The sequence below is a fragment of the Sphingobium sp. FG125 genome, from assembly GCF_057809795.1.
In genome coordinates this window covers 130086-141407 of sequence record NZ_JBMDKQ010000003.1, presented here as the reverse complement: position 1 = coordinate 141407, position 11322 = coordinate 130086, and the positions used below count along the sequence as shown (strand labels likewise).

The following is an 11322-nucleotide window of genomic DNA, read 5'->3' as shown; positions in this document are numbered from 1 at the left end:
CGCCGTCCGTTCTTACTGACATGGAAATGCAGCGCAAATCTTCCGGCCGATCGGCACCGGGTCGCCAAGGCGACGATGGGCGGATCGTGACCGTCGCGCTCCCCCTGCCCTATGAGGGCGTGGGCAATGCGCTGCGTTCCACTTATGCGCCCCCGCGTGACGCACTGCCCGACGACATGACCGCGCTGCTGGCCCGCCTGGATAAATTCGGACAAGTAAAGGGCTGATCAGCGCAGCTTTTTGTTTACCCATTCCGACTATTGTTGGCAAAGCCGTCGGCCAGCAAGAAGTCAAAGCCATGATATATCGCAATTTTGCTATCTGTACACTAGTCGTCGCGCCGCTAATCGTGCTGGCGGTGCAGAACATTATGCCCAAGCCGCCGGAATCCGCGCCTGTACAGGGCAATTTCGCGGATGCCCCGCCGCCGGTCCCCGTTCCTGTGGCACCTCCCGTCGCCCCACCGTCGGCAGACGCAAGCGCGCCCGGTTTCGGTCAGCCGATGCCGCAAGCGGGCCAGCCGATGCTGGCCCCCGGCGCTGGCCTGCCTCAAACGACGGCAGCGCCGATGGTCGAAACCGATCAGATGATTACGCCGGACGCAGCGCCGCCCGGATCGCCCAACGCGGAATAAGCGTCAGACCGATCCCTTGAACGTGTCGCACTGGGCGGGATCGCCGGTCGACAGCCCCTTGCGCAGCCAGGCCATGCGCTGCGCGCTGCTGCCATGGGTGAAGCTTTCAGGCACTGGCCGACGTCCCGCCGCTTTTTGCAGCGTATCGTCGCCAATCGCCTCGGCCGCGCGCATGCCTTCTTCCAGGTCGCCAGCCTCCATCAAATTGGTGTCGCGCGCCGCCCAGACCCCGGCATAGCAGTCCGCCTGCAATTCCATCTGCACCTGCAACGCATTGCCCTGCGCTTCCGACGCGCTCTGCTGCGCCTTGCGAATCCGGTCTGCTTGCCCCGTGATCGTCTGGATATGATGGCCCACCTCATGGGCGATGATATAGCCGATCGGGAAATCGCCCGGCGCGTTGAAGCGGCTTTCCATTTCGTTGAAGAAATCCGTGTCGATATAGATGCGCTGGTCGGCGGGGCAGTAAAAGGGACCCATCGCCGCCTGCGCCGCGCCGCAGCCCGACTGGCCGTTCTGGCTGTAGAATACCAGCGTTGGCGGCGGATATTGCTCACCCGACGCCTTGAATATCTCGTCCCAGCGGCGCTCGGTCGATCCCAGCACTTTGAGCGACGTGCGCTGAATGTCGGTCAGTTCGGTCGTCGCAGGGCGCTGCGTCTGAACCGGCTGGCCGCCGCCACCCCCGCCGACCAGGCTGAGCGGATTGATGCCCATCACCACCATGATGATCAATGCCACGGCAATGCCGCCGCAGCCAAATTTGCTGCCAATCAGCGGCAGCAGCATACCAATGCCGCCGCCCAGGCCGCCACCGCCGCCGCCACCCCGGCCGTCCTGCACCTCGAAATGGCTGCTTTCCTGTTCGTCGTCGAGACGCATGACGCCCTCCCTGTTTAGGCCTCTGCCTACGCGATTTGCCGGATGCTGCAAACCGCCGGGATGGCCAGAGGGTTGCGATCACGCCAAATTTTATTGGGCGACTTAGCGTTGGATTGCGACGGGCAAAGCCTATATTGCGCTGCATCATGGATAATCAGCCCAAGCCCCTCCGCCGCGCCCGCACGCCTTTGCCCCTGCCACGCGAAGTCGCGCTGCTGCTTCAGGGGGGCGGCGCGCTCGGTTCCTTTCAGTCGGGCGTCTATGAGCGGCTGGACGAACTGGGAGTGGATGTCAGCTGGGTTGCGGGCATTTCGATCGGCGCAGTCAACGCCGCCATCATCGCAGGCAACCCGCCGCACCGGCGGATCAGCCGCCTCAAGAAATTCTGGTACACCGTGTCGGGCGGGATGCCCAATGTGCTGCTGCCCGACATTGACCATATTCGCGAGATTGCGCATCTGGCCGCCGCTGGCACGGTCGCGACCTTCGGCGTGCCTGGCATGTTCCGTCCGCGCCTTTGGCCTGCGACGATGATGCCCGAAGGATCATCCGGCGCGATCAGCTTTTACGACAGTGCGCCGCTGAAAGACACGCTGGACGCCTGTATCGACTGGGAGCTGCTGAATGACGGGCCGGTGCGGCTGTCGGTCGGCGCGGTCGATGTGGAGACGGGCAATTTCGCCTATTGGGACACGCGCGGGCCTGGCGGCAACACCCGGATCGACGCGCGCCACATCATGGCATCGGGCGCGCTGCCACCGGGTCTGCCCCCGATCGAGATTGACGGGCGCTGGTATTGGGATGGCGGCATTGTGTCCAACACACCGCTGGCCCATGTATTGGACCACCAGACCGAAGACATGCTGGTGTTTCAGGTCGACCTGTTTCCCGCCGAAGGGCCGATGCCGCGCCAGATGACCGACGTTTATTCGCGCGCGAAGGATATTCAGTATAGCAGCCGCACCCGGCAGGTGACCGACCAGTATCTGCGCCTGCGCCGCGAACATGGGGCGATCTGCGCGCTGCTTGACAAGCTGCCGCCCGAATTGCGCAACGAGCCAGAGGCGCAGAAACTGCGCGACATTCTCGACGGCGGTTCGATCAACATCGTTCACCTGATCTATCGCAGCCGCAACTGGGAAAGCGGCGCGAAGGATTTTGAATTTTCCCGCGCCACGATGCTGGACCATTGGAGCCAGGGCCGCGACGCAGTGGAAGAAGTGATGCACAAGGGCGACCTGATCGCGCGCAACATATTGGACGGCAAGAGCGCGACCTTCGACCTGGACGCGCCCGATCATCTCAAGGAGAAAAAGGCATGAGCAAGGCTTTTGCGGGCAAGACCGCCCTGATCACCGGTTCGACCTCCGGCATTGGCCTGGCCTATGCCAAGGCGCTGGCGGGCGAAGGCGCGAATGTCGTCATCAACGGCTTTGGCGACAAGGATGCGATCGAGCAGGAACGGCTGGGGCTGGAGGCGCTGAGCGGCGCGAAGGCGCTCTATAGCGGCCATGACCTGACCAAGCAGGACCAGATCGAGGCGATGATGGCAGAGGCCGCTGCGGCCTTTGGCGGGGTCGATATATTGATCAACAATGCCGGGATGCAGCATGTCGCCCCGGTCGAGGATTTTCCGGTCGACAAATGGAACCTGATCATCGCGCTGAACCTCACGAGCGCATTCCACACGACGCGGCTGGCCGTGCCCTATATGAAGGGCAAGAAATGGGGCCGGATCATCCAGACCGCCAGCGCCCATTCGCTAACCGCCTCTCCGTTCAAAAGCGCCTATGTGACCGCCAAGCATGGCCTGGCCGGTTTCACCAAGACGGTGGCGCTGGAAGTCGCGACCTTCGGCATCACCGCCAACTGCATATCGCCCGGCTATGTCTGGACCCCCCTGGTGGAAAACCAGATCCCCGACACGATGAAGGCGCGTGGGCTGACCCGCGAGCAGGTGATGAACGACGTGCTGCTGGCGGGCCAGCCGACCAAGCAGTTCGTGACGGTCGAACAGGTCGCGGCGATGGCGATGTTCCTGTGCAGCGACGCCGCCGCCAACATCACCGGCGCGAATATGAGCATCGACGGAGGATGGACGGCGCAGTGACGCGCCGCCCTTCCTGATATTTAGGCCGGGGTCGGCTCCAGCAGGCGCAGGACCGATTGCAGGCCGTCCTCGCTCGCGGTGGCCAGCGGCAGGGGACGATCGGGCAGTCCGTCATGCTGGCTGTTGAGAAACAGGATCGCGGCAGGCGCGCCCAGTTTCTCGATCGCGATGCGGGTGACGCGACCCTGCCGTTCGGCTTCGGCAGGCGACAGGCGCACCGCATTATGCGGGGTGAAGCGTCGGCCGGGCGATGTGCGGCCGGAGGCAGGCGCAGGCGCGGGCTGAACGGGGGTGTCGGTCGTCATCGTTCAGCTTTTCAGCGTCACGATGCCGACCGGGCCGGGCTTGGTCGATGGGTTGGATGCGTTTGCCTTGGGCGGCTTTTCCGCCTTGGGCTTACGAATCTCCTTGCTCGATTTCTTCTGACTTTTGGCCATGGTCTTGGTCTTTCAGTTCGCGGGGGTGGATGCAGCGTTCAGAGCCGCTTCCGCGTCCTCTTCGGCACGAAACTCGGCGGCGATTGCTTCATCCTCCGTTTCCACCGTGCGCGTGGCGCGGCGGCGTTCGGCGCTGGCGGCAAGCTTGGCTTCGCGGCCCCAGGCGTTGGCGGCGGCAACAGCGACGCGGCGCGCGTTGGGCAGGGTTTCGGACAATGAACGGGCGTGATGGATCGACTGCTGGGCAAGGCAGAAGGCGGATGTCTGGGCCATGGAGCAGGCTCCTTTGCGCGAGGAAACGGGATAGCAGGGCGACAGGATGCGCTTCGTCGGACGCGCGCGGGTCAGTCATGTCGCAAGGGGGCGGACGATCATGGGGCCGCGCAGTGCAGCGGATCGTTCCTTTCACTTATGAAATACTATGGATGGCATCACTTTACAAGGGCAGCGGCTTTTTCAACGCCTGGCCCACAGCCCCCTTTAACAGCCGTAAAATCCCCTTATGCTATTGGCAGCCAAGGGAGACTTTCATCATGCGCCATGCGCTCACGGCCATATTGGCCGCCGCCAGCCTGTCGTCCATCGCCATCGCCCAGACCGAGCCTGCGGCCCCGCCCCCCGTCCCGGCCGTAGTGCCGCAGAGCGCGATTGGGGCGACCATCGCCAAGGATATGGACGGGCTGATGACGCTGTATCGCGATCTTCACGCCAATCCCGAATTGTCGGAGCAGGAGGTGAACACCGCCACCAAGCTCGCCAAGCGCCTGAAAGCGATGAAGTTCGACGTAACCGAAAAAGTCGGCGGCACCGGCGTCGTTGCGGTGATGAAGAACGGGTCCGGCCCGGTGCTGCTGATCCGCGCCGACATGGACGGGCTGCCGGTGGTGGAACAGACCGGCCTGCCCTTCGCATCGAAAGTGCGAACCAAGACGCCCGAAGGCGTCGAGACCGGCGTCATGCACGCCTGCGGCCATGACACGCATATGACCGCCTTCATCGAGACGGCCAAGCTGCTGGCGGCGGCCAAGGACGATTGGAAAGGCACGCTGGTGATGATCCTCCAGCCCGCCGAAGAGGTCGGACGCGGCGCGCGGCTGATGCTGGAGGATGGCCTCTATACCCGCTTCCCCAAGCCGACCCATGCCATCGCCTTTCACGACGCGGCCAATCTGGAGGCGGGAAAGATCGGCTATACGCCGGGCTATGCGCTGGCCAATGTCGACAGCGTCGATATTTTGGTGCGGGGCGTTGGCGGCCACGGCGCCTATCCGCAGACGACCAAGGACCCGATCGTGCTGGGATCGCGGATCGTGGGCGCGCTCCAGACTCTGGTGAGCCGCGAGCAGGAGCCGTCCGACCCGGCGGTGGTGACGGTCGGCAGTTTTCAGGGCGGGGCAAAGCATAATATCATCCCCGACGAAGCGAAATTGCTGCTGACGATCCGCAGCTATTCGGACGAGACACGGGCCAGGCTGATCGAGGGGATCAAGCGGATTTCGCGCGGCGAGGCGATTGCGGCGGGCGTGCCTGACGACCGGATGCCGGTGGTGACGGTGAAGGACGAGTTTACGCCCTCAACCTATAATCCGCCCGAATTTGCCGAACAGATGGCGGGCGTGCTGCGGGGCCATTTTCCGCAAGGCCAGGTGGTCAAGACCCCCGCCGTGATGGGCGGCGAGGATTTCGGCCGCTTCTATCGCGCGGACAAGGCGATCAACAGCTTCATCTTCTGGGTCGGCGGCGTGCCTGCCGACAAGATGGCAGCGGCGCAGGCAGGACAGGCATCCCTCCCCTCCCTCCACAGCCCCTTCTGGGCGCCGCAAGCCGACAAGCTGATCGCGACGGCCAGCGAGGCGATGACGGTGCTGGCGCTGGATATATTGAAGAAGGAATAGGAGAAGGTCCGACGTCGATCTTTTCCTGTTGGCACAACCGGCCAAATCACGGCATGTTCAAATAGTCAGTTTAGCAGGGGGGATTTGGCATGGATTTGGCAGCACGGCTTACTGAACTAGCGACGAGGACACAAAAGCATCGCGAAGTTTTGCTGACCGAAGAGGCTGCAAAAACAGCTCTTGTTATGCCCTTCCTTCAGATGCTGGGTTACGACGTATTCAACCCATCCGAGGTTATCCCGGAATATAGCGCAGATGTTGGAACCAAGAAGGGTGAGAAAGTCGATTACGCGATTTGTATAGATAACATTCTGTCTATCCTTGTCGAATGCAAGCCTTCCACTGCTGAATTGAATGTCAATCATGCAGCACAGCTTTTCCGATATTTTAGCGTCACAGATGCTCGGTTGGCAATCCTGACAAACGGCGTCATCTATCAGTTTTATTCGGATGTGGATCAAGCCAACCGGATGGACGGAAAGCCGTTCTTTACCCTAAATCTGGACTCCATCCGCAAGTCCGACATTAAAATCCTCGAACATTTTACGCGAACCGGCTTCAACATCGACAACATTGTCCGTGAAGCAGGCAATCTGAAACTTGAATCGCTCGTCCGCAAGGAACTCGAAAGCGAAATGGCTTCGCCATCCGAGGAACTCACCCGCTTAATCGCCAGCCGCGTTCAACCGGGTCGCGTGACAGCCCAAATCAAGGACAGCTTTCAGCGGCTTATTGGTAGCGCCTTTGCTTCCATCATTCGCGACCACGTCAATGATCGACTTACCTCCGCTCTCAATGCATCCACCTTGCCGGAGCCTGAGCCGGAAGCGTCTCCACTCGATGCCGGTGAAGTCATTACCACAGAGGAAGAGGTGTCTGGTTTCAGAATTGTGCAGGCAATCGCCGCTCAAATTACTGATCCACGTCGAATTGTAATGCGTGACGCCAAATCATATTGCGCCATCCTGCTCGACGACAATAATCGTAAGCCGGTGGCTCGACTCCATTTCAATGGGATCACCGCAAAATATGTCAGCACATTTGATGGCAAGGCTGAGACCAAGCATCTGATTTCAGACCTGACTGATATTTACAAATTGTCGGGGCAGATATTGGCGCAATTGAAGCAATTGGAGGGCGTGGAAGAAACCACTTAAGTTGCCCATGAGCAAGAAGGACGACCCTTCGACAGGCTCAGGGCGAACGGCGGTTGGGTAGCCCCCTTACCCCGGCAGATGCCCCTTGCGCCATTTGGTCCACAAGTGGCGGGCCAGCATCAGCGGGGGCATCCGCAGCCAGTGAGAGCGCAGGAAGAAGGCGAACACCAGCGCCTTGCGGGTTTCGCGGCCCCAGCCGTCACGGGCCAGCAGGCGGGCGCGGATCAGCCGGTCCCACAGGGTCAGGCGCGCGCCAAGACCGTAGAGCGCGGCGGCGAGGCGTTTGGCCTGCCGGACATGGGGGGTCAGGCCGTGCCGGGCGGCGCGGTTCGTCAATATGTTCGGGTCAGTGTCGGCCAGCAGATGGTGGATGTCCCACAGGTTGCGCAGCCCGCCCTGCAAATCGCCATCGGCCAGCATATGAGCGACAGCGTGGACGACGCGATCTTCGGGTGACAGGACGAACAGGCCATCGGCCAGCGGCACGGCGTCGGCGATCATCGCGGCGGCATCCGGCGTCTGGCGCGCGGTCAGCGGCAGGATCGTGTGATGCACGTCGATCATCCGGTCGCGCGTCGCGTGGATCATCGGCGGCAGTTCGTGCATCCACTGCCGATAATAGGCGTCGTCATAGGGATCATCCTTCACCCATTCCCAGCCAGCCGCGATCAGCGCCTGTTCGACCGCCGCCATGGCTTCGCGGGGGACGAGGATATCGAGATCGCCAATGAAACGGCCCTGCCCGGCCTTCAGCCCGGCGGCGGCATAGGCGGTCCCTTTGAGCAGCACGACGCGGACGCCCAAAGCCCCAAGCGCCTGTGCCGCGCGGTCGGCTTCCCATAAAGCCTGACGCGCTTCGCGGGCAGCGTCGAGCCGCGCGTCGGACAGGATCGGCATGACCGCTGGTGGCACGGTGATGCCATCGAGGCGAAAGGCCAGCGTGCCGATCAGCCGTTCGGCGCGGGCGGCGGCGATCAGGCCGTTCCAGCCGGATGAGTCCAGCCCGGCGACGGACGCGGGATCGCGCAGCGCGCGCACGAGCAAGGCGGCGCTCATGCCATTTCCACCCACAGCCGTTCGACCATGGCGATGGCCTCCTCACCGGTCGGGAAGTCGATCGCGCGGGCGGGAACATCGCGGACGAAGCGAGTCAGTGCGGTGAAGGCGGGTTCGCCCAACGCGACATAATTGGTCGAGGCTTGCGTGAGGCGCATGAAGATTTCCGCCTGACCCACGGCACGCATATCGGTGGCGTGGCCGAAGCGGGGGAAGAGCAGCAGCGCGGGCATCGCCCCCTGCCCCATGCGCGCGACCGCGTCGGCGCGGGGGACCATGTGGCGAATATCGCCCTTGGCGGTGGCGGCGAGCAGCGGTCCCATGCGGCCCTCGCCCACTTCGCCCGCCACCACGTCGATGGCGCGATTCTTGAGGCTGACGAGGCGGGGAAAGGGCAGGATCGCGCCGCTGCCGAGGTCCAGCAAGGCGAATTCATCACCCATGAAACGCCAGCCGCGTTCGCCGAGCAGGGCGGCAAGGGTCGATTTGCCGGAGCCGGACTCGCCGGTCATCACCAGCACGCGACCATCCTTCTCGACGCTGGAGGCGTGGAGCAGCAAATGCCGCCGCCAGCCCAGCGCCATTTGCAGGTTCATCCCCATTTCCGCCGCCAGCAGGCCGTGGGACAGGCTCATCGGTGCGGCGTCGGCCAGGCCATGGTCGCCGGTGATGAAGATGGACGGGCGGATGAAGCGGCGCGCCAGGCTCGTCGGCTGGAGCCGGACAGTGAAATCGGCAATGGCATCGGTCGGTTGCGGATAGGCAGCGTATAAGTGAGCCAGCTGCGCGATCGGCGCGGGCCAGGCGGAGCCGATGCGGAAGGTCGCAGGACCGATGCGCAGGGTCAGTTGATGCCTCATGCCGGGCGCACCAGACCGAGCGCCACCAGCGCGTCGAGATGGGCGGCGATTTCGATCATGGCGTCCTCTGCCGGGCCAAGGTCGAAGCCGCGCGCCAGCCGGTCATGGATTTGCGCGACACTGGCGGGGGTGCCGTCGGCCAGTTCATCGAGAATTTCGGGCACGGGGCTGATCACCATATGGGTCTGGCCCGACCGGGGATGATAGAGCAGAACGATATCGTCGAGCGCGCGAGCGGTCACCGCGTCCGCCCCGTCCCGCCGATAGAGTTTCGTTGCTGTCACTCTCTGCTAAGCTCCTCGAATCCCATGCGACCTGCTATGCGCGATAACTGATCCTCCCCTGTAAGGGGAGGTGGATGGCCGCAGGCCAGACGGAGGGGTGTCACGCTATCGAGAGGGTGACACCCCTCCGTCAACGCTTCGCGTTGCCACCTCCCCTTACAGGGGAGGATGACCTAACGCGGCATCTGGAGCGAGGCGTAGCAGGTGAAGCCGCTGGTGCCGGACTGGAGGCGGCGGATATAGTTGAGATAGGCCTGATTCTGCTGATAGCTGGTGCCGGGCAGCGGGCGGCCGCGCAAAGCCTGCTTGACCTGTTCGCCGGTGAAAGGGCGGCCAGTGCCGGGGAAGGCACCCGGCGTCCCGGCGGGAACGAGCTGCCCATTGGGGGCGATCAGATTGCCTGCCCGGCTGGCGTCGGGCACGGGAATCGTGCAGTTGAGGACCGAGGCAGCGGTATTGGCCAGCGCCGGGCGGATCGACACGATCGCGGAGGCCGCCGCTGCGCCGCCCATCAGCAGCTGGCGACGCGACGGCACGGCCAGATCGGGCGTATCGGCCTGCGCAGCCAATTCGGGCTGCTGGTCATCATCCTGTCCGGTCATCGGCTCGCTCATCTGATCCTGATCCGCTATCGGGCTTGCCAAAGCGTCATGATTGCACGCTATTGGGCCTGACATCGCAGCAAATACGCGACAAATCCAGTGCGGTAACCATGAATCGACTCAGTCTTTCCCAGATCATCGCGTCCTTCGCCGTCCTCTTGCTAAGCACGGGCGCTGCCTTGATGATGGGCGCATCTCCCCTTGCCATCGCGCTGCCGGTGTTGGCCGGGGTGATCGTCCTGGCCATCACGGCGGATGCCGGGACGCCACCGCCCGACGTGCCGGACGTGGCGATGGACGAGCCGGACCTGATCGACCATCCCGATTTCGCCAGCCTGCTGGAGGGGATTTCCGATCCGCTGATGCTGGTGGAGCGCGGGCGGATCGCGCGGGCGAACCGGGCGGCGCAGCGCCTGCTGGGCGCGCATATTGAGGGGGACGACGCGCGCATCGCCATCCGCCACCCTGCCGCCGCCGAACGACTGGCGAGCCTCGCGCCACTGGCCGAACCGTTCATGATCGAGCTGGTGGGGCTGGGAACGCGCGAACAACGCTGGCAGATGCGGGTCGCGCCGGTGGGTGCAGTGGCCGACATGCGCCGCCTGGTGCATCTGGTCGACCATAGCGGCACCCATGCCGCCGAGCGGATGCGGGTCGATTTCGTCGCCAATGCCAGCCACGAATTACGCACGCCGCTGGCCGGGATATTGGGCTTTATAGAGACGCTGGCCGACCCGGAACTCGGCAAGGATGACGAAACGCGGCAGCGCTTCCTGAAAATCATGGATGGCGAGGCGCGACGGATGCAGCGGCTGGTCGATGATCTCATCTCCCTTTCGCGGATCGAGGCGGAGAAATATCGTGCGCCTGACGCATCGGTCGATCTGGGCGAACTGGTGGCCGAAGCGGTCAATGTGTTCCGCTCCAGCCATGGCGAACGGGGCCGTGAGGTGGAGATGGAGGTCGCGCCGGGACGGCAGGCGGTGCAGGGCGACCGGGCACAGCTGTCGCAACTGCTGCACAATCTGATCGGCAATTCGGTGAAATATGGCCGCCCCGGCACGCCGATCCGGGTGACACTGAGCGAGGGTGGCAGCCGCATGTGCCGCCTGTCCGTGGCCGACGAAGGCGAAGGGATTGGCCCGGACCATCTGCCGCGCCTGACCGAACGATTCTATCGCGTCGATTCGGGGCGCAGCCGGGCGATGGGCGGCACCGGGCTGGGGCTGGCGATCGTCAAACATATTGTAGAGCGGCATCGCGGACGGCTGGACGTGGCGAGCGTGCTGGGCAAAGGGACGACCGTGACCGTCTTGCTGCCGCTGATGCATGAGGCGGATGGCGGGCAGGTTTGACCAAAATGGCGGTCCTGTCATCATCGCCTTTTGCCATGTCATCAAACTGC

Annotated in this window: 15 protein-coding genes; 7 read left to right on the top strand and 8 right to left on the bottom strand. The window is 63.4% G+C overall.

All coding sequences use genetic code 11. The annotated features are described in order from the left end of the window. The first annotated feature begins 20 nt into the window (after nucleotides 1–20). Both ACODSR_RS03915 and ACODSR_RS03910 read left to right on the top strand, forming a co-directional pair. Nucleotides 21–227, top strand: coding sequence for a hypothetical protein (locus ACODSR_RS03915; protein WP_217673357.1), 207 nt, complete (start codon nucleotides 21–23; stop codon nucleotides 225–227). Nucleotides 228–298: 71 nt separating this feature from the next. Then, the gene (locus ACODSR_RS03910; protein ID WP_489073886.1) at nucleotides 299–634 is read left to right on the top strand and encodes a hypothetical protein; all 336 of its coding nucleotides are present in this window, start codon (nucleotides 299–301) and stop codon (nucleotides 632–634) included. Between the two features lie 3 nt (nucleotides 635–637). On the opposite strand, the gene ypfJ is transcribed toward ACODSR_RS03910, so the two are convergent. Beyond that, on the bottom strand, nucleotides 638–1516 hold the full coding sequence (gene ypfJ, locus ACODSR_RS03905; RefSeq protein WP_489073884.1) for a KPN_02809 family neutral zinc metallopeptidase: 879 nt from the start codon (nucleotides 1514–1516) through the stop codon (nucleotides 638–640). A gap of 146 nt (nucleotides 1517–1662) precedes the next feature. Here ypfJ and ACODSR_RS03900 point away from each other — a divergent pair, with 146 nt between their 5' ends. Both ACODSR_RS03900 and ACODSR_RS03895 read left to right on the top strand, forming a co-directional pair. Further along, a complete protein-coding gene (locus ACODSR_RS03900) occupies nucleotides 1663–2838 on the top strand; it encodes a DUF3734 domain-containing protein (RefSeq protein WP_489073882.1) in 1176 nt (391 codons plus the stop codon). Continuing rightward, on the top strand, nucleotides 2835–3626 hold the full coding sequence (locus ACODSR_RS03895) for a 3-hydroxybutyrate dehydrogenase (protein WP_489073880.1): 792 nt from the start codon (nucleotides 2835–2837) through the stop codon (nucleotides 3624–3626). Before ACODSR_RS03900 ends, ACODSR_RS03895 begins: the two co-directional genes overlap by 4 nt. Before the next feature lie 20 nt (nucleotides 3627–3646). Here ACODSR_RS03895 and ACODSR_RS03890 read toward each other — a convergent pair whose 3' ends face one another. The 3 genes from ACODSR_RS03890 to ACODSR_RS03880 are packed head-to-tail and all read right to left on the bottom strand — an operon-like array spanning nucleotide 3647 to nucleotide 4336. Continuing rightward, complete coding sequence (locus tag ACODSR_RS03890; RefSeq protein ID WP_489073878.1) at nucleotides 3647–3931, bottom strand: hypothetical protein; 285 nt, start codon at nucleotides 3929–3931, stop codon at nucleotides 3647–3649. A 3-nt stretch (nucleotides 3932–3934) separates the two neighbouring features. Further along, nucleotides 3935–4063: a hypothetical protein gene (locus ACODSR_RS03885; RefSeq protein WP_006955453.1), complete on the bottom strand. Its 129-nt coding sequence runs from the start codon at nucleotides 4061–4063 to the stop codon at nucleotides 3935–3937. A 12-nt stretch (nucleotides 4064–4075) separates the two neighbouring features. Then, a complete protein-coding gene (locus ACODSR_RS03880) occupies nucleotides 4076–4336 on the bottom strand; it encodes a hypothetical protein (protein WP_489073876.1) in 261 nt (86 codons plus the stop codon). A 260-nt stretch (nucleotides 4337–4596) separates the two neighbouring features. On the opposite strand from ACODSR_RS03880, the gene ACODSR_RS03875 reads away from it, so the two are divergent. Further along, a complete protein-coding gene (locus ACODSR_RS03875; protein ID WP_489073874.1) occupies nucleotides 4597–5958 on the top strand; it encodes an amidohydrolase in 1362 nt (453 codons plus the stop codon). Nucleotides 5959–6047: 89 nt separating this feature from the next. Next, on the top strand, nucleotides 6048–7115 hold the full coding sequence (locus ACODSR_RS03870; RefSeq protein ID WP_489073872.1) for a type I restriction endonuclease: 1068 nt from the start codon (nucleotides 6048–6050) through the stop codon (nucleotides 7113–7115). 66 nt (nucleotides 7116–7181) lie between these two features. Here the strand turns inward: ACODSR_RS03870 and ACODSR_RS03865 are convergent, their stop codons facing one another. From ACODSR_RS03865 to ACODSR_RS03850, 4 genes are all read right to left on the bottom strand, one after another. Next, nucleotides 7182–8171 carry a nucleotidyltransferase domain-containing protein gene (locus tag ACODSR_RS03865; protein WP_489073870.1) on the bottom strand — a complete coding sequence of 330 codons (990 nt, stop codon included), beginning with the start codon at nucleotides 8169–8171 and terminating at the stop codon, nucleotides 7182–7184. After that, entirely contained in the window at nucleotides 8168–9031 is an 864-nt protein-coding gene (locus ACODSR_RS03860) for an HprK-related kinase A (protein ID WP_489073868.1), read from the bottom strand. The genes ACODSR_RS03865 and ACODSR_RS03860 overlap by 4 nt, the downstream gene beginning before the upstream one ends. Next, entirely contained in the window at nucleotides 9028–9315 is a 288-nt protein-coding gene (locus tag ACODSR_RS03855) for an HPr-rel-A system PqqD family peptide chaperone (RefSeq protein WP_489073866.1), read from the bottom strand. The genes ACODSR_RS03860 and ACODSR_RS03855 overlap by 4 nt, the downstream gene beginning before the upstream one ends. Nucleotides 9316–9488: 173 nt before the next feature. Next, entirely contained in the window at nucleotides 9489–9929 is a 441-nt protein-coding gene (locus tag ACODSR_RS03850) for a hypothetical protein (RefSeq protein ID WP_489073864.1), read from the bottom strand. Between the two features lie 98 nt (nucleotides 9930–10027). Between ACODSR_RS03850 and ACODSR_RS03845 the strand changes: the two genes are divergently transcribed. Next, entirely contained in the window at nucleotides 10028–11272 is a 1245-nt protein-coding gene (locus tag ACODSR_RS03845; protein WP_489073862.1) for a sensor histidine kinase, read from the top strand. Nucleotides 11273–11322: the final 50 nt, after the last annotated feature.

Coding starts and splice junctions, on each gene's coding strand:
- ACODSR_RS03915 (WP_217673357.1), top strand. CDS start 21: ATGGAAATGCAGCGCAAATCTTCCGGCCGATCGGCACCGGGTCGCCAA.
- ACODSR_RS03910 (WP_489073886.1), top strand. CDS start 299: ATGATATATCGCAATTTTGCTATCTGTACACTAGTCGTCGCGCCGCTA.
- ypfJ (WP_489073884.1), bottom strand. CDS start 1,516: ATGCGTCTCGACGACGAACAGGAAAGCAGCCATTTCGAGGTGCAGGAC.
- ACODSR_RS03900 (WP_489073882.1), top strand. CDS start 1,663: ATGGATAATCAGCCCAAGCCCCTCCGCCGCGCCCGCACGCCTTTGCCC.
- ACODSR_RS03895 (WP_489073880.1), top strand. CDS start 2,835: ATGAGCAAGGCTTTTGCGGGCAAGACCGCCCTGATCACCGGTTCGACC.
- ACODSR_RS03890 (WP_489073878.1), bottom strand. CDS start 3,931: ATGACGACCGACACCCCCGTTCAGCCCGCGCCTGCGCCTGCCTCCGGC.
- ACODSR_RS03885 (WP_006955453.1), bottom strand. CDS start 4,063: ATGGCCAAAAGTCAGAAGAAATCGAGCAAGGAGATTCGTAAGCCCAAG.
- ACODSR_RS03880 (WP_489073876.1), bottom strand. CDS start 4,336: ATGGCCCAGACATCCGCCTTCTGCCTTGCCCAGCAGTCGATCCATCAC.
- ACODSR_RS03875 (WP_489073874.1), top strand. CDS start 4,597: ATGCGCCATGCGCTCACGGCCATATTGGCCGCCGCCAGCCTGTCGTCC.
- ACODSR_RS03870 (WP_489073872.1), top strand. CDS start 6,048: ATGGATTTGGCAGCACGGCTTACTGAACTAGCGACGAGGACACAAAAG.
- ACODSR_RS03865 (WP_489073870.1), bottom strand. CDS start 8,171: ATGAGCGCCGCCTTGCTCGTGCGCGCGCTGCGCGATCCCGCGTCCGTC.
- ACODSR_RS03860 (WP_489073868.1), bottom strand. CDS start 9,031: ATGAGGCATCAACTGACCCTGCGCATCGGTCCTGCGACCTTCCGCATC.
- ACODSR_RS03850 (WP_489073864.1), bottom strand. CDS start 9,929: ATGAGCGAGCCGATGACCGGACAGGATGATGACCAGCAGCCCGAATTG.
- ACODSR_RS03845 (WP_489073862.1), top strand. CDS start 10,028: ATGAATCGACTCAGTCTTTCCCAGATCATCGCGTCCTTCGCCGTCCTC.